The 22,865-nt window shown below is 49.1% G+C and carries 15 protein-coding genes and 1 rRNA gene; 15 read left to right on the forward strand and 1 reads right to left on the reverse strand.

Translation table 11 applies throughout. The features are described 5' to 3' along the window. The first annotated feature begins 55 nt into the window (after positions 1-55). The 11 genes from DFQ01_RS23815 to DFQ01_RS23865 all read left to right on the forward strand — a co-directional run bounded on the left by DFQ01_RS23815 (position 56) and on the right by DFQ01_RS23865 (position 12,414). Positions 56-481 (forward strand): hypothetical protein, encoded by a 426-nt coding sequence (locus DFQ01_RS23815; RefSeq protein WP_110046407.1) that lies wholly within the window; start codon positions 56-58, stop codon positions 479-481. 23 nt (positions 482-504) lie between these two features. Next, positions 505-987, forward strand: coding sequence for a hypothetical protein (locus DFQ01_RS23820; RefSeq protein WP_110046408.1), 483 nt, complete (start codon positions 505-507; stop codon positions 985-987). Positions 988-1,047: 60 nt separating this feature from the next. Next, positions 1,048-2,322: a M24 family metallopeptidase gene (locus DFQ01_RS23825; protein WP_110046409.1), complete on the forward strand. Its 1,275-nt coding sequence runs from the start codon at positions 1,048-1,050 to the stop codon at positions 2,320-2,322. 484 nt (positions 2,323-2,806) lie between these two features. Further along, positions 2,807-3,190, forward strand: coding sequence for an ATPase (locus DFQ01_RS23830; protein ID WP_110046410.1), 384 nt, complete (start codon positions 2,807-2,809; stop codon positions 3,188-3,190). A 197-nt stretch (positions 3,191-3,387) separates the two neighbouring features. Further along, the gene (gene gatC / locus DFQ01_RS23835; protein ID WP_110046411.1) at positions 3,388-3,675 is read left to right on the forward strand and encodes an Asp-tRNA(Asn)/Glu-tRNA(Gln) amidotransferase subunit GatC; all 288 of its coding nucleotides are present in this window, start codon (positions 3,388-3,390) and stop codon (positions 3,673-3,675) included. A 39-nt stretch (positions 3,676-3,714) separates the two neighbouring features. Then, entirely contained in the window at positions 3,715-5,172 is a 1,458-nt protein-coding gene (gene gatA, locus DFQ01_RS23840; protein WP_110046412.1) for an Asp-tRNA(Asn)/Glu-tRNA(Gln) amidotransferase subunit GatA, read from the forward strand. Positions 5,173-5,444: 272 nt separating this feature from the next. Further along, complete coding sequence (gene gatB / locus DFQ01_RS23845) at positions 5,445-6,884, forward strand: Asp-tRNA(Asn)/Glu-tRNA(Gln) amidotransferase subunit GatB (protein WP_110046413.1); 1,440 nt, start codon at positions 5,445-5,447, stop codon at positions 6,882-6,884. Between the two features lie 147 nt (positions 6,885-7,031). Then, positions 7,032-7,736, forward strand: a complete 705-nt coding sequence (locus DFQ01_RS23850; protein ID WP_110046414.1) for an MgtC/SapB family protein — start codon at positions 7,032-7,034, stop codon at positions 7,734-7,736. Next, the gene (locus DFQ01_RS23855) at positions 7,733-9,805 is read left to right on the forward strand and encodes a DUF4097 family beta strand repeat-containing protein (protein ID WP_110046415.1); all 2,073 of its coding nucleotides are present in this window, start codon (positions 7,733-7,735) and stop codon (positions 9,803-9,805) included. Before DFQ01_RS23850 ends, DFQ01_RS23855 begins: the two co-directional genes overlap by 4 nt. A gap of 114 nt (positions 9,806-9,919) precedes the next feature. After that, positions 9,920-10,342 (forward strand): peroxide-responsive transcriptional repressor PerR, encoded by a 423-nt coding sequence (gene perR / locus DFQ01_RS23860; RefSeq protein ID WP_110046416.1) that lies wholly within the window; start codon positions 9,920-9,922, stop codon positions 10,340-10,342. A gap of 353 nt (positions 10,343-10,695) precedes the next feature. Next, positions 10,696-12,414: a glycosyl hydrolase family 18 protein gene (locus DFQ01_RS23865; RefSeq protein WP_174812824.1), complete on the forward strand. Its 1,719-nt coding sequence runs from the start codon at positions 10,696-10,698 to the stop codon at positions 12,412-12,414. A gap of 105 nt (positions 12,415-12,519) precedes the next feature. On the opposite strand, the gene DFQ01_RS23870 is transcribed toward DFQ01_RS23865, so the two are convergent. Beyond that, positions 12,520-12,918 (reverse strand): DUF2614 family zinc ribbon-containing protein, encoded by a 399-nt coding sequence (locus DFQ01_RS23870; protein ID WP_110046417.1) that lies wholly within the window; start codon positions 12,916-12,918, stop codon positions 12,520-12,522. A 151-nt stretch (positions 12,919-13,069) separates the two neighbouring features. On the opposite strand from DFQ01_RS23870, the gene DFQ01_RS23875 reads away from it, so the two are divergent. The 4 genes from DFQ01_RS23875 to DFQ01_RS23890 all read left to right on the forward strand — a co-directional run. After that, complete coding sequence (locus DFQ01_RS23875) at positions 13,070-13,948, forward strand: nucleotidyltransferase-like protein (RefSeq protein ID WP_110046418.1); 879 nt, start codon at positions 13,070-13,072, stop codon at positions 13,946-13,948. A 321-nt stretch (positions 13,949-14,269) separates the two neighbouring features. Continuing rightward, a complete protein-coding gene (locus DFQ01_RS23880) occupies positions 14,270-15,394 on the forward strand; it encodes an S-layer homology domain-containing protein (protein WP_174812823.1) in 1,125 nt (374 codons plus the stop codon). 672 nt (positions 15,395-16,066) lie between these two features. Then, positions 16,067-22,297 (forward strand): glycoside hydrolase family 78 protein, encoded by a 6,231-nt coding sequence (locus DFQ01_RS23885; protein WP_110046420.1) that lies wholly within the window; start codon positions 16,067-16,069, stop codon positions 22,295-22,297. A 327-nt stretch (positions 22,298-22,624) separates the two neighbouring features. Beyond that, a 16S ribosomal RNA gene (locus DFQ01_RS23890) occupies positions 22,625-22,865 on the forward strand; the annotation flags it as partial.

The following is a 22,865-nucleotide window of genomic DNA, read 5'->3' on the forward strand; positions in this document are numbered from 1 at the left end:
GAAAGAGGAAAGTCAGGGTCGGGAACGATGATCAGTCGTGAAAGGAGGGGCAGGCATGCGGAGCATTCTCGTCTTCGTTTTATTTGCAGCTATGCTGTGTTGGATGATGTTCTCGCCTATCTATAAGCACATTCTTATCGTTCGTCAGGCTGCGCTTCAGCAGGAGGTTGATTACTTGCTGGAGATTGGAGCGAACGGCAGTCACGGCTATATTGATGCTGCGATGATTGCGGAATCGAAGGCGCGGCTTGCTGCGCTTGGTCTGAAGTCGGCGGATATTATCTACACCGTGGCATCCACGGACGGCACCGTTGCGACAAGTGCATCTGCTCCTCTTTTGCGCGGTACGGGTCTGTCTCTGACGATCAGCTATCCTTACGAGGGGTTGTTTACAATCGATCAGCTCGTAGGTATTGAACCTCCGCCCTCGACCGATCGAATGAGCGCGCGAGGAATGAAAATGAGTGAATATGTACCTTAAGAAGAAACCGGGGTGTCGAGGCGATGGAGAAGCTGCTGTTGTTCGCGCTTATGCTGGTCGTGTGGGTAACCGCGCATGCGCAGCAGATGGATGAGGAGATGGCGATGAAGGCGTTGTTCCAAGGGAAGCACGCAGTGAATCGGGCCGCACATGCTGCCGCTCAGCAGATGGATGAAGAGCAGCTAGCTCGCGGTACGATATGGATCGATTCTACGCGCGCTTCGGCGGCGGCGAAGGAGTACTTGATGTCCAATCTGTCGCTGGATAGCAATTTGAAGCCGCTTGCCGGATCGTATTTGCAGGAGCCGATCGAAATCGTTGTTTTCAAAGTCATCAACGCGGATGAGACGTTTCCTTATATCTATCGCAACTCTACCTATAACTACGAAGTTACGCTTGAACACCCCGGCGTCATTCTTATTATTCATCTGGATTATCCAAGGGCGTTCAGCGCTCTTGAGCCGATTGATTGGTATGTGAAGGGGGCGGCGGAGCTAAGCGGTTGACTGCATACTTGAAAACTGTTGTAATGTGGGGGATGAATGATAAATCGGAGCTGATACTTAATGACTGGTACGAATGAGTTTGCTGCGGATCAGTATGAGCTGATTCCAGCGGCTGAGATTGCGAATCGGATTGGGAATTTGCAGAAGCGTCTTGCCGATGACAAGCTGGATGCCGTTCTTATTACACATAATGTTTCGATCCTTTATTGGACCGGTACGATGCAGACGGGGTATTTGTTCGTTCCAGCTGAAGGAGAGCCAATCCTATACGTTAGACGCAGTATTGAACGTGCGAAGCAGGAGGCTTCGATTCGTACAATACCGCTAGGTTCATTCAGTCGATTCGGCGAGACGCTGCGGAAGGATTATACGTCGTTATTCGAAGGAGATACACCGCCGCTTATTGGAGCTGATCTGGATGCGCTGCCTGCGGCGACCTATTTGAAGCTGGCTTCATTCGTAGCAGAAGCATATGGTGACAAGACATTGCCAGATCGCGGTTTGAGCCGCTTAATAGATGCTTCTCCACTGCTGCGCCGTGCTAGGATGGTCAAGTCTGCTTGGGAGATTGAGCGAATTGAGCGGGCGGCACAGGCGCTGGAGGAATCGCTTGCAGAGTCGCTGCCTGAGTTGAAAGAAGGCGTGACCGAGCTCGAATGGATTGCCCGCGTGGAATACGGCGTTAGACGTCGCGGACATATCGGCGTGATGCGTCTTCGTGGCTATAACCAGGAGGTTCCGACAGGGATGGTTGGGTCAGGAACAGCTGCGGCGGAGCCTACATATTTTGATGGACCCGCAGGTGGACGAGGACTGGGGCCAGCTGCACCGCAGAGCGTCAGCATGAAACGCTTCGCACGTAATGAACCGATCCTGCTAGATTTGGGCTGCTGCATTGATGGTTATGTTATCGACCAGACGCGTACGGCTGTTATCGGCGAACTCTCGGATGAACTCAAGGAAGCATACAAGTCGGCTGAACACATTATCCGTGAGGTCGAGAAGCTCATGGTTGAAGGGGCGCGCTGCTCGGATATATACAACGCTTCATTGAAGCTCGCGGCCGATCACGGGCTCGCGGATCACTTCATGGGCTTTGGAGCTGATCAGGTTCGGTTCCTTGGTCATGGCATTGGTCTGGAGATTGACGAGTGGCCGGTGCTGGCTAATGGCTTCGATATGCCGCTCGAGCCAGGTATGGTGCTGGCGGTCGAGCCGAAGTTTACCTTCCCAGGCGTTGGTGTCGTCGGCATTGAGAACAGCTACGTCATCACAGCGGGCGGAACGCCGCCAAGAGCGTTGACGCGAACGAAGGAGCAGTTGTTTGTGCTGTAGGAATTAGTAATGGGCTGCTATCCTTCGCATTGGCGGAAGGATAGCAGCTTTTTTGGTTTTTCCTTATTTGCGGTATGATGCTAGTCGAGTTTGACGAGATCAGGGAATTGGCTCCCTATACCATCACGAAACTCGGCTAAAGAGGGACTGTCCAGCTTATCGTATGAGGTACACCCGACGAACAGAAACGCGCAAGCTAAGAGGCTTAGCAGCCATTTCATTTTCATTGCGTCACGTCCTAAATGATTATTGCTATATAAGACTATTATGTATACCTCAGCTATTAAAGGATAGCAGAAATTGTTCCATTGCCTCATGGAAAGTTCAATGTAAGCCTGGATTCTTTCTCACACCCTATTACACTCTGGCACCACTCTAGCTCCTCGCGATATTTGTCTGACTTCCGATTGGACTTCCCTCTTAAATTTTAGTAGGATAGAGTCAGTAACACTTTGGAAGCTTGGAACAGGGGAGGCAGCAAATCATGCTGAAACTTGGAGAGAAGGTCATTATCGTAGATGATCGCTTTGAGCAAAATTTGCCGATCGGCGAGTACGGCTACGTAATCGCGTATGATCGGAATGCCGATAATATATTTGAATATGTTGTACGTGTGCCGAAGGCGGGACGGAATTTCCTCGTGCCTGGCGACGATATTGAGCGTGAGGAAGTGCTTGTCCGTCAAGAGGTTGACCGGATCGAGCGCGAGGCGCTAATCGATTACGCGCTCCTGACGCGCAACGAAGAGCTGTTCCGCTTTATTATGAATGGCGGCGAAGCAGAAGATCAGGCGGCCGAAGAGCCGACGGAAGAGACGCAGAGTCCAGAAGATTTTGTTCGACAAATCCGCCTCAAGGCATGGATCTAATCCTATTCTTCATCGAGTAGCACAAACCACGGCGTTCCTGCGACTGTATGCCTACAGCAGGTCGCTTTTTTTGTATCCAAATTACTCCCGTCATCGTCATGCAGGAAAGGGCTGTGCGCTTGTGCAGCACCTTTCTTTTTTTGTCGACCATCGGCTATAATAGGGGGAATGACCGCAAGTGTGGAAGGAGAATGACGATGAGTATTACGACGAACGATGTGCAGCACGTTGCCAACCTGGCACGCCTCGCATTGACGGACGAAGAGAAAGAAACGTTCACGGGTCAGCTTAACGCGATTTTGAAATATGCCGAGAAGCTGAACGAGCTGAATACGGATGGCGTTGAGCCTACGAGCCACGTGCTGCCGCTCGCTAACGTGATGCGCGCTGACGAAGTGCGTCAATCGCTGTCGATCGAAGCAGTACTGCGCAATGCGCCTGATGAAGAGGATGGACAAATTAAAGTGCCGGCGGTGCTCGAGTAGCACGCTGACCGGTTTGATAGATGAAGGGAGGAACGACTGTTGGCACAGTTTGATTTGCGCTTGCAGGATATACATAACGGATTGAAGGACAAGCAGTTTTCCGTATCCGAATTGACAGAAGCTTCGTTCAAACGGATTGCTGATACGGATTCGGCAGTTCAAGCATTCCTTACATTGAATGAAGAGGGCGCTCGCGCTCAAGCGGCAGAGCTCGACAAGCAGCTGCAGGCAGGCGGCGAACGCGGTCTGCTCTTTGGTCTGCCCGCGGGCATCAAGGACAACATCGTGACGGAAGGGCTGCGTACGACATGTGCGAGCCAATTCCTGCGCAACTATGATCCAATCTATGATGCAACGGTTGTTCGCAAGCTGAAGGCTGCACAATCGGTTGCGATCGGTAAACTGAACATGGACGAATTCGCGATGGGCGGTTCCAACGAGAACTCTAGCTTCTTCGCGACCCGCAACCCATGGAATACAGAATATGTACCAGGCGGCTCCAGCGGCGGTTCCGCTGCATCGGTTGCAGCTGGTCAAGTGTATTTCTCGCTCGGTTCCGACACAGGCGGTTCGATCCGTCAGCCGGCTTCCTACTGCGGTATCGTTGGTCTGAAGCCAACGTATGGTCTCGTATCGCGTTTCGGTCTCGTAGCGTTCGCTTCGTCGCTTGACCAGATCGGTCCTCTTACGAAAAATGTAGAGGATTCCGCATACGTCCTGCAGGCGATCGCTGGCTACGACCAGATGGATTCCACTTCGGCGAATGTTGAAATTCCGGATTACACTTCTGCCCTCACGGGCGACGTGAAAGGTCTCCGCATTGGCGTTCCGAAGGAATACATGGGCCAAGGCGTAGATCCAAAGGTCAAAGAAGCTGTACTCGCAGCGCTCAAAGTATACGAGAGCCTCGGCGCAACGTGGGAAGAAGTGTCGATGCCGCATACGGAATATGCGGTTGCAACGTACTACCTGCTCGCATCGTCCGAAGCATCCTCCAACCTGGCTCGTTTCGACGGCGTACGCTATGGCGTTCGCGCTGAGAACCCGGAGAACCTGATCGATTTGTATCGCAAATCGCGCAGCGAAGGCTTCGGCTCCGAAGTGAAGCGCCGCATCATGCTTGGTACGTATGCGCTCAGCTCCGGCTACTACGATGCTTATTATAAGAAAGCGCAGCAAGTTCGTACGCTGATCAAACGTGACTTCGACCAAGCGTTCGAGAAGTACGACATTCTGATCGGACCTACGGCGCCTACAACGGCATTCCGTATCGGCGAGCAAGTTGGCGATCCGCTGACGATGTACTTGAACGACATCCTGACGATTCCAGTCAGCCTTGCAGGCGTACCGGCAGTCAGCATTCCATGCGGACTTGCAGAAGGCATGCCTGTCGGCCTGCAAATCATCGGCAAAGCGTTCGACGAGTCAACGGTTCTGCGCGCAGCACACGCGTTCGAGCAGAACACCGACCACCACAAAGCTCGCCCACAGCTGTAGGCCTTACAAGTAACTAACTTATTAGGAGCACTGATCGGTTTAAATCGGTGCGACTAAATTAATAAAAACTTCAAGCAAGATGATCGTCGCTCGCGAAGAGGGCGGAATCATTCCGGAGAAACGTAGTGTTCGCCTTTGTCACTCGGATTGTTACCGCTTCTGAATTTATATAATCAGAACAATCCGAGGACAACAGCGATCGGAGGAATGATCCGCACGCGCAGCGAGCCAGACGACATCGAGCTTGCGAGAAATAGCAGGAGGATCAAACCATGTCGACCCAATACGAGACAGTCGTCGGTCTTGAAGTGCACGTCGAGCTGCACACGAACAGCAAAATCTTTTGCGGCTGTTCCACAGCGTTCGGCGCTCCGCCGAATACGCATACGTGCCCGATCTGCCTTGGCCATCCAGGCGTGCTTCCGGTTCTGAACCGTCAAGCGCTGGAATATGCGATGAAAGCGTCGATGGCGCTCAACTGCACCGTTGCAGACGTGAGCAAATTCGACCGCAAAAACTATTTTTACCCGGACAGCCCAAAAGCGTACCAAATCTCGCAGTACGACCAACCGGTCGGCGAGCATGGCTGGATCGATATCGAAGTGAATGGCGAAACGAAGCGTATCGGCATTACGCGTGTTCACCTCGAGGAAGATGCAGGTAAGCTGACGCATGTTGATGGCGGCTATGCATCGCTCGTCGACTTCAACCGTGTCGGAACACCGCTCATCGAGATCGTATCCGAGCCGGACATCCGCACGCCAGAGGAAGCGAAAGCTTACCTCGAGAAAATTCGCGCGATCATGCAGTACTGCGACGTTTCTGACGTGAAGATGGAAGAGGGCAGCATGCGCTGTGACGCGAACATTTCCCTTCGTCCATACGGACAAGAGAAGTTCGGTACACGCGCGGAGCTCAAGAACATGAACTCGTTCCGCGGTGTACAGCGCGGACTTGAATATGAGCAATGGCGTCAAGCGGACATTCTGAACAGCGGTGGCGAGGTCGTGCAAGAGACGCGCCGTTGGGATGAAGCACAAGGGAAAACATTGTCGATGCGCGGCAAAGAAGAAGCGCACGACTACCGTTACTTCCCGGACCCGGACCTCGTTCGAGTCGTAATCGACGCGGAGTGGAAGGAGCGCATCCGCGCTTCGATTCCTGAGCTCCCGGATGCTCGCAAAGCGCGCTACATCGCGGAATACGAGCTGCCATCGTACGATGCGGAAGTGCTGACGTCTTCGATGAAGATGGCGAACTTCTTCGAAGAGAGCCTGAACTACACGAAGGATGCCAAAGCTGTCTCCAACTGGATTATGGGCGACCTGCTTGGCTACCTGAACGCGAACAGCTTGGAGTTCGGCGATATCAAGCTGACGGCTCAGGGCCTTGGTGAGATGATCGGCCTGCTGGAATCGAATACGATCAACAGCAAAATCGCGAAGACCGTATTCAAGTCGATGCTCGAGACGGGCAAGCTGCCGAAGCAGATCGTTGAAGAGCAAGGACTAGTCCAAATTAGCGACGAAGGTGCGATCAAGGCGATTTGCGAAGAAATCGTTGCGGCGAACCCACAATCGGTTGCGGACTACAAAGCGGGCAAAGAGAAAGCGATCGGCTTCCTCGTCGGCCAAGTCATGAAAGCATCGAAGGGCAAAGCAAACCCTGCACTCGCGAACAAATTGCTGGTCGAAGTATTGTCCTCGCTATAAGCAAGGCAATGACGGAACCTATATGATCTACACAAATGAGGTGGCGAATAGCCGCCTCTTTTTTAATTATTAAGAAAAAGCTGATAAGTTCATCGTGATGCATACGATATGATACAATCATTTTTAACCGAAAGGATGGATGGCTATATGACGAATGGGGTCGCTAGTCCTTGGTTTATCGATAATACGCACATGCTGCTGCGTATGGGGCTTGCACTGCTGCTTGGCGGCCTGATTGGTTTCGAGCGGGAACAATCGAATCATGCAGCGGGACTTCGGACCAACACGCTTGTTTGTCTCGGCTCCTGCTTGCTGATGATGCTGTCCATGTACGGCTTTGGCGATTTTGCGAATGAAACGAATGTCCGGCTCGACCCTGCACGTCTTGCGGCTCAAGTGATAACCGGAATCGGATTTCTTGGAGCGGGCACGATACTTTTTACAGGGAAGTCCATTACAGGTCTGACGACGGCGGCTTCGCTGTGGGTTGTTTCGGCGATTGGCCTCGCTGTAGGGGCGGGTTTTTATTTGGCCGCGGTGACGGCTACGGGTTCGGTTTATTTCATATTGTGGGCGATGAACAAGATCGAGAAACGGTTTCTTAAAGGAAAACGCGAGCAGATGATACGTATCTACGCGGATGATCGGAGCACGCTGCTGCAGGCGATAAATGCGATCATTCAGGAGCAGGATATCGTTGTCCGTAAAATGACCGTTAGTGATCAGACTGACATTCACGAAGGCCGTGTGATGGTCCAGATGTATGTGACGCTGCCGAAGCAGTTGTCGATTATGCTGCTCGTGAATGAGATTAACGATGTCGGAGGCGTAAGAGGAGTAAGTGCAGAATGAGTGAATGGAAGAGGCGAAGCTTCGGCTACGCTATGCGACGCTGGGCAGCTGTGTTCAGCTCCTGTCTCCTGCCCGGAGCAGGTCATTTTATTATGGGGCGGCATGCGCGCGGACTGCTGCTGATGGCGATTGCTGTGCTGGATGCAGCGATGATTGTTCGGCTGGCGGATGCGGCGGGAGGCAAGCATCTGCTTCTTATTGTTTATTTGGGCATCGTGCTGCCTGTTCTTTATTTTTATGGTGTATTCGATATTTTGCAAACAACGGGTATGAATCATACAGGTGATCGTTCCGTGCAGTCGCGTGACTCGGGGCCAAATGATGACGACAGCAGCTACAGACAGCGGGTTCGCAATGCAATCGGCATTGTGGCGGCGGGGCTGCTGCTTACTTCTTTGCTTGTCACCCCGGACAAGCTTCGTCCTGCTTTGGATGAGATAGGGGGCTTCGGCGCCCCGATCTTGCTGTTCGCTGTGGCGGGATGGATTCTTGTGCGTAAACGTTCGAATGGTCCAAGGCTTGGCCGCTGGACAGCAGCAATCGCAACATTTGCAACAGGCGGGCTGTTGCTATTCGATGAATGGACAGGTCAAGAGCGGATTGCTTTGCTCGGCACTTGGTGGCCTGTCCTATTCGTTCTAATTGGCATCGAACTGCTCGTGCATACGCTGCGACGCAAGAAGCCACTGCCGCGACTCTCCGCTGATGCATCCGGAATTATATGGGCCTCAGTAATCGCTATTACAGCTTACAGTGTTACGCAGTATGCTGAGCTTCCTTATCGCTGGCTCGATCAGTGGGCTGCGCAGCGTAACGGATACACCAATTTTGGTGAGGAGAAAGGGTTCAACTACACCAAGCCTGATATTACAGCGGATCGCGTCGACGATATGAAACGGATTACGATCGATAATCCGAACGGAAATGTCCGTTTGCTGCGCGGAACAGAAGAACAAATTATCGTGAAGTCAACGGTCTGGATTGATTCCGGCGATAAGGAAACGGCAGATCATGCTGCTGAACAGACGAATGTCGAGCTGACAGTGGGTGAAGAGACAACCATTGTAACGAAGAGTGTAGGCTTTGGTGACAAAGGTGATCGTCAACCTCGTGTGAATGTCATTGTTTATTTGCCGCCTTCGCTGGCAGATGCGCCTGTGCCTCCGCCGGTGGACACGACACAGCCTCCGACGTCAGATGATGGCAGCAGCGCTGGTGCGGACACTGGTATAAATGTCGATACAGATCAAGCCGCATCCACCGATCCGGTCGATACGGTTGCGGATACAGAGGGGCCTGTATCTCAAGAGGCAGCAACAGGTTCCAAGGAGGCTGCATCAACGGATACAGCCATTCAGACAGATGAAGATGATGCAAATGATTCTGCAGAATCGGACGAGCCTTCCGCAACTACGGATGATACGGAGCCGAGCCAGGATGAGGAGCCGGTCATACCGCCACTTGATGTTCATGTCTCCATTCAACTTGGTGATGCGGATATAAGCAGTATTACCAATCCGATTGGGTTGTCCGTTGAAGTTGGTGACGGTAGAATTAAGACATCGGATATAACCGGTAATGTTACGGTCAAAACAGTGAACGGCAGCATTGAATTGGCTCGAATCAACGGGGACGTGGCTGCATCCGTTAGCAACGGTTCGATAGATGTGAAGACAGCCTCGGGTAATGTGACAGCATCTACTGCCAACGGCGGCATACACTTGAATGATGTGGCACACGATGTTGAGGTTGATACGAAGAATGGAGAAATTACAATCCATGAAGCGGGCGGACAGGTCAAAGCGGACACGCTTAACGGTTCAATCGAGGTCATCAGTGCAACCGTAGGCGGCGATTGGGACATCGTGGGACTCGTCGGCGATATTCGATTGAAGCTGCCGATTGAGGCGGATTATGAACTGAATGGATCGGTTACTTTTGGAACCATTGATAGTAAGCCTGAACTGCCGCTAACGACAACGAAGAAGACCGTTCGAGGCATTGCCGGAAGCGGCGAACATCGCATTTATATTAACGCGAACAACAGTATTTCGATTGCGCCATATTGACAAGATTCCATACAAATAATTCCTATTTATGCTTGTTCAGCTGAGCGCTTACATTGACAAAAAGTTTAATCTGCACGTACAATAATTTTAACGATGCAGAAGGGCGTGAAAGGTATGGGTGCGACCGTTGAGAGAGCACTAGAACAACTGAAAAATAACGGCGTCCGAATGACTCCTCAGCGTCATGCGATTTTGAGCTATTTGATGAATGCGATGTCTCATCCGACAGCCGATGAAATTTATAAATCGCTGTCGCCAAGCTTCCCTAGCATGAGTGTTGCGACGATTTATAACAACCTAAGGCTGTTCGTTGAAGCTGGGCTTGTACGCGAGCTGACTTATGGAGATGCCTCCAGCCGTTTTGATGCGGATTTGTCCGATCATTACCATGCGATTTGCAAATGCTGCGGCCGAATCGTCGATTTCGAATATCCTCCATTGCTGGAGGTCGAACGAGCGGCGTCGCAGACGACGGGCTTTACCGTCGAGGGTCATCGGATGGAAATTTACGGCGTATGCGAGCAATGTGTGAAATAGGAGCGCGCATGATGTTTCAAGATTGAATATTCTGCGTGAATAACGTGCAGATGGAGGCTAGACTTCCCGCTGCACGTTTTTATTTATCGAAGTAAGCAATTTGCTTACAAGTAGAACTAACGACGAAGCGCAAATTGCTAAGCGTATGCTTACGAAGCAAGCAATTTGCTTACAGTAGTATATTCGAGGAAGTGAGCAAATTACTAAGCGTGTGCTTACGAAGTAAGCAATTTGCTTACAAGTAGAAGTAACGATGAAGCGCAAATTGCTAAGCGTATGCTTACGAAGCAAGCAATTTGCTTACAGTAGTATATTCGAGGAAGTGAGCAAATTACTTTTAGGAGCGTGTATTGGTGGAAACGATACGACTGCGCGTCAACAGCCGTAGACGGCGCCGGCGCGGTTTTACTGCAATTATTGTACTAGTTTTGATTGGACTAGCCCTCGGGATATGGATTGGCTGGATGCAGTTCGCTCCGAATAAAACGCAGGTAAAACCGGATTACGGTGATGCTTATGCCCTTTTCTATGAAGGAGTTCGTCTGGAACAAAATGCGATCATGGACGGAGACGAGCTGAAGCTGCCTCTGTCAGCGCTGGAAGAAGTGTTCGATGACAACCTCATAAGATATGAAGAAGCAAGTGGCTCGATCATAATGACGACAGCCGATCATGTACTCCGTATGAAGACGGATGAGTTGACGGCTACTTTGAATAGTAAGGAATACGAGCTTCATGTTGCGGCTGAGAAGAAAGGCGACGACGTCTACTTGCCTGCTGCACCATTAACACAGCTATATGGTTTGCAAGCGGAATACCAATCCGCGAGTGGCACAGTTACGCTAATGCAGGCGGGGGATGAGATTCAACGAGCGAAGCCCGCGAACAGCACCAGCGGGGTTGTTATTCGTACCGAGCCGTCGATTAAAGCTCCAATTGTTGAACTTGTAACCGGAGATGGACTTATTAAGCAGTGGCAGCAAGAGAACGACAAATGGGCAGTTGTACAAGGACCTAACGGAGCGGTTGGGTACGCCAAGTTATCTCAGCTGCAAGCCGCGGATAGTCTAACCGTGCCAACGCCGGAGCGTCCGGAACCTTTCGAAGCGCCAGCTCTAGCAGGTGGGAAGCTCAATATGACTTGGGAAGCGGTATATGACAACCCGACGAATACGGCCAAGATTGGTGATATGCCGGGGGTTAGCGTTGTAAGTCCAACGTGGTTCGAGCTTCAGAATGGGCAAGGTGATATCCGAAGCAAAGCAGATGCAAAGTATGTGGCATGGGCTCACAATCGAGGAATGCAGGTCTGGGCATTGTTCAGCAACGGATTTGAGCAAGAGCGGACAACGGAAGCACTCGCAACGGTTGAAACGCGGTTCAAAATGATTCAGCAAATTCTCGCATTTGCTCAACTGTACGATTTGCAAGGGATCAACGTCGATTTTGAGAATGTGAATGTATCCGACAAAGACAATCTGGTGCAGTTTATTCGCGAGCTGACGCCGCTGCTGCATGAGCAGGGTCTTGTTGTATCGATAGATGTGACACCGAAATCGACAAGCCCGACCTGGTCGATGTTCTTGGATCGGGTTGCGCTTGGCAAGACCGTCGATTACATGATGCTGATGGCGTACGACGAGCATTGGGCATCGAGTCCGACAGCTGGATCGGTTGCATCGCTGCCATGGACGGAGCAGTCTATCACCCGCATTTTGAATGAAGATAAGGTTCCTGCGCAGAAGCTCGTTCTTGCCATGCCACTCTATACGCGTCTATGGACGGAGGCGGACGGCAAAGTTTCTTCCAAAGCGATTGGAATGGACAAGGTCGCTTCCATTATTGAAGAACAGAAGCTCACACCTACGCTGGACGAAGCGACTGGACAGAACTATGTGGAATACACGGAAGGCGATGCGCGTCAGCGAATCTGGATTGAGGACGAGGTTTCGCTCCAAGCAAGGGTTGCGTTGGCGCACAAATACGGATTGGCCGGTGTTGCAACTTGGCAGCGAGCGTTCCAGGGCGGAACCGTGTGGACGACGATCGAGAACGCATTGAAGAATCAGTAAATTGAAGAATCAATAAGCTATTATTCGTTATATTCAAATGAAAAACCCCAAGCTATCGCGCTGCGGATGCAGTCGTAGCTTGGGGTTTTTCATTTTCATTTGCGACTAGGATTGCGGAGGAGCAGCGACTACCGGAGCGTTTGGTGCTGCAGGCTCGTCCTCATAAGCGCTGAAATCGTTCGCGAGCGATTCATCGAACGACATTTTCGTTTTGCAATGCATGCAGCGGTCAGTCTTGCCGATCATCTTCGTTGGTTTTTGACATGCCGGACATTCAATCGTCTTCACACTAGTCGACATCATGCCAGCCCAGAAGTAGATACCACAGCTGACTAGCAGCAGAATCGAGCCGAGCACCATGAAGGTACCGGCAAATATCTTACCGGCGAGGCCGCCCCAAAATACGATGCCAGCGGTTCCGAATATCATCAGTCCCATACCAGCAAGCATGAAGAATAGACCCCAAAGACGAAATTCGTTGATTTTAGCCGTTTTGAAGAACAATTTAGAATCTCCTTCCAGTAATTGTCGAAAATACCCGTTTGTGAAATCCGTAAAATTAGCAGGAATCCGTCCGATATATGTCGAACAACTACATACTGATGACTAATATTATAGCCGAAACCTCGCGGTGAAGCTATATGGAGGCCTCACGTTGGAAAATATCAAACAACACTTTATCGATTGTTATTCTGCCGACACTGGATTGGTCAGCCTCGCTGCGATCGAGAACCCGGTTCCTTATAATCCGTTGATCGATGGACATGATTTGCTGCTGTTGATCGTTACGGAAGAAAAGTCTCGTGTTGGCCGAACAGAGCATTTACGCATTGATGGTCGACGTGTGCTTGTTCGAACGGTTGACAAGGAGATGCTTCGCCGGTGGATCTACGGCGGAGAGAATCGGAACATTATTCAGTGGTTGGAACGGGGGCAACTGCTTATCGACCGCGACGGCTACCTAGGGAACATTCGAAACGACCTGCTGCACTTCCCTGATCTATGGCGGGAGCAGCGACTCTTCGTTGAATTCGCTGCCTATATCCGTACCTATCTGCAAGCGAAGCAGGATATTCAGGACGGCAACCTTCTGGATGCTTATACGAGCATTTTGTCAGGTTTGCATTATTGGGCACACATTGCGCTCATCGAAGAGGGACAGCATCCAGAGCTCACCGTATGGCGGCAGATCCGGCGCGTGCATCCGGGCATCTACAAGCTGTATGAAGAGCTGACAACGAGTGCCGAGACGCTCGAACAGCGTGTTCAGCTCGTATTGCTGGCCTGTGAATTCACCGTTATGAGCAAAATGAAAACTTGCTGCTCGCATCTCCTACGTACGCTCGCAAGCCGTGAGGAGCCGTGGAGCATCATGGAGCTGCAGCATCACCCGAACTTCTGTGACCTGCACGTCGATCTATCGCTCGTGCTGCAGAAGCTTGTCAACCGCTCTTTCGTCCGTGAAGTCGCCTACCTCTCCGAGTCCGGCGACCAGGAAGCGCTCGAGCTTCGTTATACGGTCGTTTCTCAATAGGAGCAGAGCGTACAAGATCCCTCTTGTCGAATGAATGTCGAGCACTTATAATAATTGACATATCAATCAATCGGGCAGGAAGCACCTGCTCGCATGTGACTGTTTTATTCAGTCGTGTGCGGGCGGGTGCTTTTTTTGTGTATCAGGAGTGATGAATGATGAGTCATCCATTTTTGTCGAATATTGCAATAAAACTTGTTTTCGCCAAAACCATCTAATGTTACCATGGTAATAATTGAGTATTTTAATTTTGTAAGATTAATTCATAGAACGATCAAATCAATAATGCATGATAAATTCCCAATTGAGAGGTTGATTAGGATGAAAAAACGACTGCTTTCCATTATGACTGCTATTACAATTCTCACCGCTTCGATGAATACAGTCGGCTCGACCAATGCTGCAACGGTTAGCGCAACGACCGTCAAGGATATTGCTGGTCACTGGGCCGAATCAAGCATTACGAGCATGATCAGCAAAGGCTACGTTAGCGGCTATCCTGACGGCACATTTAAGCCGAACGCTACGATTACACGCGCTGAATTTTTGAAAATGGTTGTTAATGCAATGGAGCTGAAGGTCGACACCAGCACTACGGGAAAATGGTACGTCCCTTACGTCAATGCGGCTGTTGCAGCCGGCATCCATAATACAAAGGATTTCAACGCTAACTACGATCGTCCGATTACAAGACAAGAAATTGCTCAGATTGCCGTTCGCGCAACAACAAAAGAGCTGCGCACCGGCAAAGAGACCAGTACGCAGCTCATGTACGAAGCAACAAAGCAAGGTTTGATTAGTGGCCTTTCTAATGGTGAGCTTGGGATCGATCAGAACTCGACGCGAGCGCAGGCTGTCGTTATTACCCAACGTGTACTGACGGTTGAAAATGGTGGCACGCTGCAGGCTGACAAACGTGCTGCATCATATGCAGAAGTCGCATGGCATCACACGAATATCGAAACGATGTGGGGCGGCAAGATGAAAGCACTGCCTTTGTCAATGCAATTTTCTTGGACTGTGAATGGTACGTTCGAAGAGATTCTAATTATCGATCTTTCTGATAAAAACAGTCCGTACCGGAGTTGGGTGCCGGATTTAATCAAAGTTAACACTAAAGATTGGAGTAACGATTATCTCATCGCAATGAAAGTAACAATGCAAAATACCAAAACGGCAGCAAAGGGAACAACTGCTTATTTCTACGATTTATTGGGCAATACAGCCTTCAAGAGAGCTATTATTCAAGATAAAACATCGCCTATTAGTACAAGAACCCCATTGCAATTGGATAAACTCGATAAAGTTACAACATGGCATCTATTAACAATTAGTAAGGAAGATCTTGAACATAAGAAAACTGTCAACAGTACTTTTTGGTACTTCGATACTAATATGGGATATTCCATTAAACTTTCAGAAGATGGAACACTCTTCTCCAATTAAAGGGGATGACAAATGTATATGAAGAGATTTCTATCCATTTTTCTAATAATGTCTATACTGGTCACGTTGCTACCGCTTCAAAACGATGATGCATCTGCGGCAGCGACTACTTATACAGAAACGATTAATAGCGACAAAATTTCAGGCTACGAGAAATACTATTCTGAAAATGTAAGGAGTCTATCTATAAGCGTACCTCAGTATGAAAACTACGAGGTGAAATCGTGGGTATTAACGAAAAAGAATGGCATAAACAAGGGGCAACTTGGTAAATATGACGAGACAGCTCACAAAATTAATATCGCTGAAATAAACGGCGATGCTGTCGCTCTTACAGGAACTCGTGAATCTCACATGTACCATTCAATATGGCGGAACAGTACAGGGAAACAGTGGACGACTAGCTTAGATGGCGTAGTTAGCTATACTTTTACAAGCTCTTCCACCTACATAAATGGAGTCTCTCAGTATCCTGGGCTGTTCCCAGCAAAAGATGATAGCGGAAAGGCTATCCCTGCAGAGTTAAGATACTCTAATGGTGCTGCTGCTGCTTGGTCAGACAAGTTAGGACCACCAGATGTTTTTTACACATCAGAAGAAAAAAAGATCGACGGTAAATTTATCAACCAAAAGTCTATAACCATTACAGCAGCCAAAGAAGTACAGGAAGGGATGAAAATCGATTACTTTGGCAAAGGTGCTGACGGGTATGGCTATATTAAGGCTCATACATTAATGACTGGAAATTATAACATTGAAGGCGTTCATTATGAGAAGCTTGCGGGTTCATCAGGTGTAATTGAAGGTAGAAAGTATCTCATGGACTCGGACACTACATGGGCCGCTACAACATACGAACTTGGATTCGATATTGTAGTGACCTACGAAAGAACGTCAGGGACAGGTGGTAAAGCAATCATTCGCCACGTTGACCGTAATGGCATTCCGATTCCCGGCCTAACCGATAGAGAAGAAATTTTGGAGCTGAAACAAGATTTCAGCTCCACATCTAGTACACCACCTACCGGATATACATACGCCGGTTACGTCAAGACGACCACGGGCGTCGAACCCACCGACTTTACAAATCCGGCAGACGGTGAGTTTCCGAAAATCGCACCATACGATGGCAGCTTTAGTACGCTCTATCTGTATTATGTATACGACGTAGACATCCAAGCGGGTATGGGTACGATTCATGTTCGTCATATGGTACGAACTAGCTCAACGGGAACCTATACGAAAGCTGGCGAGGAGACGGTTGTCGTCCCAAATCTAACAGACGCCGAAACGACAAAGTCGCTATCTGCAAATACGTCATATGGTACGTACCAAGGACGTAGTTCCAGTAAATCAGGCGGGTATTCCGATTCGATTATAACGATCGGCGGCAGCACGGTAACCGTATCGTTAACCAGGAGCAGCAACGAAGCATGGGTTTCATTCTATTATGAGAAGGCCGCCGATTTTACTGCAGATTTCGATGTAACACCATCATCGATTAAATACCGTGAATCCTTCAAAATCCACCCTAAGGACTTTGTTCTTAACGGCTGTACTTATGCAGGACACTACTACAAGATCGAACGTGATGGTTCAACGTGGACTTCCTCGACGATCAATGGCATGACAACGGACAGTTCGTACACCTATTCAAGCTATCCGTGGAATATTGGGGTAGGGGATCACGAGGTCTATATGAAAGTGGTCACGAGTTGCGGAACAAGCAACTGGATCGGTCCGAAGACGCTCACTGTTACTGAAGATTCTAATAATGATCCACCGGAGTTTCAGCTAGGATTTGTATATAATACTGCTCGAACAAAGCCAATTGCCCAAGTAACTGAGGGGGCGATTATGGATCTGACCGTCATTATGGATTCGTCGGTACCGACGCCATACGATCCCAATGGTGATACGATCACTTTCGCCGGTTACGATATCAATTCGGCTGACGAATGGCTGCAGAACAAGATCAACAACAGTGGCTATAACTACACTACTTCATACATAATTCCTAGTATTACAATGGATGAAATAGGTTTTCATTACATAACAGCCTACATGAGAGATTCACTTGGCGCGATGGCAAAAGCAACGACATATATCGAAGTTGTGCCGAAGAACCCTGTTCCAGTAGCGTATTGTCCAGATGTCGTCACCGCTAATCATCCGGTCGATCAATCTCTATTCGATGCTTCGAAGAGCTATAGTCCCATTAGCCGCAAGATCGACCATACGCTCGACGAATGGGTGAACAAGCAAACGGCGTATACGAACGATACTGATCATAATATTACAGTCATCGTGGAACTAGGCGTAACGGACGAAAAAGGATTACATTCACTTACGAACGCGCAGTGCGTCATTATCGTTAAGCCTGACCTTCCACCGATCGCGAAGCTGAATGTACCGGCGAAGGCTGTTCGTGACGAATCGGCAACCATCCTGAATGAATCGTATTCGCCAGATGGCGACGACATCGTAACGGCTGAGTATCAGTTCAAGTACGACGCAGCAAACAACGGTTTTGATGACGATGCTTGGCAGAAGGTATACGGCAGCATGCAGCGCATTGTTTACTCCCCGTCGAAGGTAGGTAAGTATTGGTTTTACGTGAAAGTCACCGACGAATACGGGCTGACAGCCGAGACGAATGTTTTAGTTTCTGACGGACTCGTGATGGACGTAGTCAACAATGCTCCGTATGTATCTTTTACAGTCGAAGGAAAGAACGAACAGCCCGATCTAGAGCCTTATACGCAGGTGAAGCCTGAAACGATGCTCAGCTGGCCGGTCTATGTAACAGGAACATCAACGGAAGTATTCAACAAGCATAATTTATGGCGGGTAAGCGGCAATAATCTTATCAGCGGGGAAGCGCGCAACTCCGGCAGTCCGCATCAATATTTCAAGGGCTTTAATTATACAAGAGGCAGCGCAAACCTGTATACAACACTGCCAGCAGGATTCCAAGACAATGGGTATGGACCGAATAACCTTTCACCTTGGCGCAGCAGCACGGACTATGATTCAACACAGACGAACCCTATTCTCAATGAAACCGCTGCAGCATGGAAACTCGCAGCGCAAGGTACTGTGAGTCGGATTCGGTCCAATAAAAAATTCATTTATTACGATACGTACAATTCCACTACTGACGTGTCAGCGCTTTACGCAGTCGATATAAACAACCTTCCGCAGCTGAGTTACGAAGTGTGTGGCTGGGTAATCTGTCCGAAGTACGAAAGCGGTACAACGCCGTTTGCATTTAAGATCATTGGATTACCCAGTTTTTCAAAGACCACAACCTATAATACCAAGACCGGTACAGCAACAGGGCCTCTAACCTATTCACTCATCGAAATTAATGAATGGGAGCTTGCAGGAGATAAGATCTATGCAAGAGCGTTGTTCCAAGCGACAAATAAGTACACCCCAGCCGGAGAAAGTTCATCGAAAACGCAGACATTCAGTGTCTATGATCTGCTCATCTACGACGCCTTCACTGGATCGCTGATTGATCGTTATTCAGCAAACGAGGATCTGCAAGAACAGATTTCGGCGATTCAAGATATTTCCGGAAGCACGGGTACCTACGGACTTGGGTCGTTAATGAAGATCATTTCAACGAATGGTGATCGTGTCGTATTCGAAGAAAGGATAGGCGGCACATCTTCAGAAGTTCCTTATAAGGTATTGTTCGAGTTGCTTCCAGACTTGTCAGTTCAATACAAGGCGACTTGGAGCACAGCACCGAAGCTGGGCTCAACGGCAGGCGTTTATGTTCAGGTTAGTGATATGTTCTTTGATCCAACCGGAGCCATGTATTTTTACGAGGGATATGGTGCGACCTCAAGTGCGACTACGTTCTCAGAACTGTACGTTACGAAATACAATGCAGACTACACGTTTGCATGGCGTACCGCGCTTGGATCAGGGGGGCCGGCTTATACCGCTACCACTAACGCCACTTATGTGTACCCAAACAATGTAGCGAGCCTCATGATTAACTATGATGCGAGCACCTTGTACGCCAAGAAGTATTATGACTATCGAACAAGTACGTCGCAGGTGACAGCGAGCGCGGGCGAAAACGTATATGTCATTAACACGAAGACAGGCGCAATCAAGCAGACGAAGTCACTAGAAAATGGCGATAGTCTCGATATGTATGCGTACAGCGATGGTTATATAGAAGCAGCGGCTAAGTTTTACGTAAACCATGACGGCACTACGACCAGCGGAAATCCAAGCACAACGACGATTGACGGCTATCATACGTCGCGTAAAGAGGCTACGTGTACGAGTGCTTACAATGTCACTGGCGTAAAAATTGGCTACAATAGCGTTCGCAACGATGCAGGACAAGAAGTAGGCCGAGCTGGAGTTACTTGTATAGGCACGTTCCAGATTTTCGGCGAATACGTAGGGGATGGCATTTATGCCTCTCTCACGAAAAATGAGACCACTGGTACCGCTGATGGTTTCTATCTCACGTTGTCAAAGGGAACGCCGACAACAACACCAGTTGTTCGAAAATCGTTTACGAGCGGCCAGTTCTATTCGACCGATCAACTGGCGAATGCCGAAATGAAAATCAGCTTCACCATGAAGTATAAGAGCTACGATAAGGAAACGCTGGGCTTCTCCTTCCGGATGCAAAATCCTGAAGACCGGTATGCGTTTGAAACGGACGGTTCGAACGTAATGCTAGCCAAGTACGAGAAGGGTCAGCGGACAGTACTCGATTCGAGTACCTACGCCTTTGAGGATGGAAAGTCTTATTCGGTTAAGCTGCTGACGAGGGATGACCGTCTGCAGGCATACATCGGTAACGTGCCTTTGTTTGATGTGAAAGATTCATCGTATACGAAAGGAAAATACGGCTACTTTAGCGATAAATCCTTTGTTACCTTCGGTTCTATCCAGTATAAGGCGCTAGCCGACACCGGACAGTGGTCTACGGATTATGCGATTTGGGACGAAACGACGCAGACAGCCGAAGTTACGTACAAGGATATTACGTTTGAAGATCCAGAGAACGATCCATCGAGCGGAGACTATCAATGGACGATCACACATACGCCGCGTTTCATTAATAACCAAGGTCTATCGGTACTCGACGGAAAGACATTCACATCGCCGCAGCTCACGTTTGATAAGGTGGGCGACTATCTGGTATCCATGCAGGGACAAGATGATCCTAACCCATCGTATTTGATGCCTGCGAATGATTTTGACGAATACCGTGCAGAATCAGATCCTTTCATTCGCCAAATCACAGTTCACCGACGTCCGGTATCTGACTATGAGATTGTCCAACAAGACAGCAATGGTGTTGTGAAGTGGACAGATCACAGTTACGATCCCGATCGATACGAGAGTGCAACGAAGTATTCAACCGAGGATACAGGGATCGATTACAAAACGATCCGAGGCATATTAGAGAAACGCTTCTACTACGTCACACCTAGCGGTGACTACGTTGCGGAGAAGCTGCTAACGCCGCAAGAAATAGGCCAGTACGAAGTAGGGATGGCGGTTCGCGACGAATACGGGGCGTGGAGCAATTACACGGTTAAGATGCTCGATGTGAGCATGAAAGCGATATTAAACACACCGCCAGTCGCTGGATTTACGACAACACATGTAACGACATATCGCGGCGTCCCGATCACGTTTGATTCAACGGCCTATGATAAGGAAGACGGCGCACGTGAGAATCTGCCGCATGAGTGGTATCTGAAAAATCTCACAACCAATTCGGCAGAATCACTTGCGAGCAACAGTCGAACGAACTGGACGAAGACGTTCTCCACGCTGGGTACTTTTAAAATTCGACAAGTAGTTGAGGATTCGATTGGGGCATCAGATCAATTCGAGCTGCAGGTGACGATCGAGAACAGGATTCCGATTGCAAACATTACGACACCATCCAGCAGTGATCAAACCAACCCGACGAAGTTCGATACATTGCGCCCAACGTTCAAATGGACGTATAGCGATGCGGACGGGGATGCTCAAGCTTATTACCAGCTTCGCATCTATCGTTATGGCGGCATTCTGCAGGCAGATACGTACGCTAGAGAAGGTTCTGCAGTAACGTTTGTGAATAATGCGGATCTTCCGGAGAATGTGAACATGTACGTCCTGGTACGGGCTTACGATGGTTACGATTGGAGCGATTGGAGTGCACCTAAGTACTTCTATATTGAAACGAATCGTCCGCCGATCGCTCAATTCGATTGGACACCGAAGCCGGCATGGGAAGGTGATCCGCTGCAGTTGATCAATTTGTCCAGTGATCCAGATGGGGATTCGATAACCTCACTATGGACGCTCCTAACGCCATCAGGAATAGTGAAGACCTACACGGATACACCTTCATTTGCTCAAGCTGAGCCGGGAACATATAAAGTTACGTTAGAAGTCTCAGATGGGAAAGCGAGCGCAAGTACTTCTTCTGACATTGTGGTGCTTCCGTTATCAATTGAAGCCGATGTTCGTCATACTGACGAGTGGAAGAAGGTCCATGATCTAGAGGGTCATGAGACAAGTACGAATCCTAAAGATTTTTATGCAGGGGAGATTATACAGGCGAGTGCTCGAACAACCGCGGATGCCCCAGTAAGGAAGGTTACAGTGAAACTTACTGCAACCGGACTCGATGGTGGTGATCTATCTCATGAGTGGCAAATGAGTACATCTGGTGCGTCAGATCGATTCGAAGCAGAATTGTTTGATTCAAAATGGGCCTCACTCCAGGAAGGTTTGCCGAAAGGGCTCTATACGCTACGGTTCACAGTTATTTATGCCAACGGTACAACCAAGTTCACAGATGTTCCGATTCGAATCATCGGATCGGTATATAGTGTGGTTGGCGTACATAGAAGGCAATAAAACCATGTTGTGCAGCCCGTAACAGAGGCGGTTCGAACTTTTGTGAAAAAAATGTCGAAACGGTATTGACTGTTATGGGCTGTTCATGATAAATTAAATCTCGCCGCTTTTGAAGCGGGCACACGAAAGAAAACAAGCTAAAGAAACTTTGAAAAAAGTGCTTGCAATCGAGTAGGTGAATGTGATACATTATGAAGGTCGCCGCTGACGAAGCGGACGAACGAAAGAAACATAAAACATCACAACAATTGTTCTTTGAAAACTGAACAACGAGCGAAACTGTCAGTTTAAATGTTTTAAATGAGCTAAACAAGCTTTACCATAACTTTTATGGAGAGTTTGATCCTGGCTCAGGACGAACGCTGGCGGCGTGCCTAATACATGCAAGTCGAGCGGAGTAGTTTGAAAGCTTGCTTTCAAACTGCTTAGCGGCGGACGGGTGAGTAACACGTAGGCAACCTGCCTGCAGGACCGGGATAACATTCGGAAACGAATGCTAATACCGGATAATCGATTTCCTCGCATGGGGAGATCGGGAAAGACGGAGCAATCTGTCACCTGTGGATGG

The sequence above is a fragment of the Paenibacillus cellulosilyticus genome (genome assembly GCF_003182255.1).
In the GTDB taxonomy this organism is placed as follows: domain Bacteria; phylum Bacillota; class Bacilli; order Paenibacillales; family Paenibacillaceae; genus Paenibacillus_T; species Paenibacillus_T cellulosilyticus.

Coding starts and splice junctions, on each gene's coding strand:
- gatC (WP_110046411.1), top strand. CDS start 3,388: ATGAGTATTACGACGAACGATGTGCAGCACGTTGCCAACCTGGCACGC.
- DFQ01_RS23885 (WP_110046420.1), top strand. CDS start 16,067: ATGAAAATCGATTACTTTGGCAAAGGTGCTGACGGGTATGGCTATATT.
- DFQ01_RS23825 (WP_110046409.1), top strand. CDS start 1,048: ATGACTGGTACGAATGAGTTTGCTGCGGATCAGTATGAGCTGATTCCA.
- DFQ01_RS23820 (WP_110046408.1), top strand. CDS start 505: ATGGAGAAGCTGCTGTTGTTCGCGCTTATGCTGGTCGTGTGGGTAACC.
- perR (WP_110046416.1), top strand. CDS start 9,920: ATGGGTGCGACCGTTGAGAGAGCACTAGAACAACTGAAAAATAACGGC.
- gatB (WP_110046413.1), top strand. CDS start 5,445: ATGTCGACCCAATACGAGACAGTCGTCGGTCTTGAAGTGCACGTCGAG.
- DFQ01_RS23815 (WP_110046407.1), top strand. CDS start 56: ATGCGGAGCATTCTCGTCTTCGTTTTATTTGCAGCTATGCTGTGTTGG.
- DFQ01_RS23880 (WP_174812823.1), top strand. CDS start 14,270: ATGAAAAAACGACTGCTTTCCATTATGACTGCTATTACAATTCTCACC.
- DFQ01_RS23855 (WP_110046415.1), top strand. CDS start 7,733: ATGAGTGAATGGAAGAGGCGAAGCTTCGGCTACGCTATGCGACGCTGG.
- DFQ01_RS23850 (WP_110046414.1), top strand. CDS start 7,032: ATGACGAATGGGGTCGCTAGTCCTTGGTTTATCGATAATACGCACATG.
- DFQ01_RS23830 (WP_110046410.1), top strand. CDS start 2,807: ATGCTGAAACTTGGAGAGAAGGTCATTATCGTAGATGATCGCTTTGAG.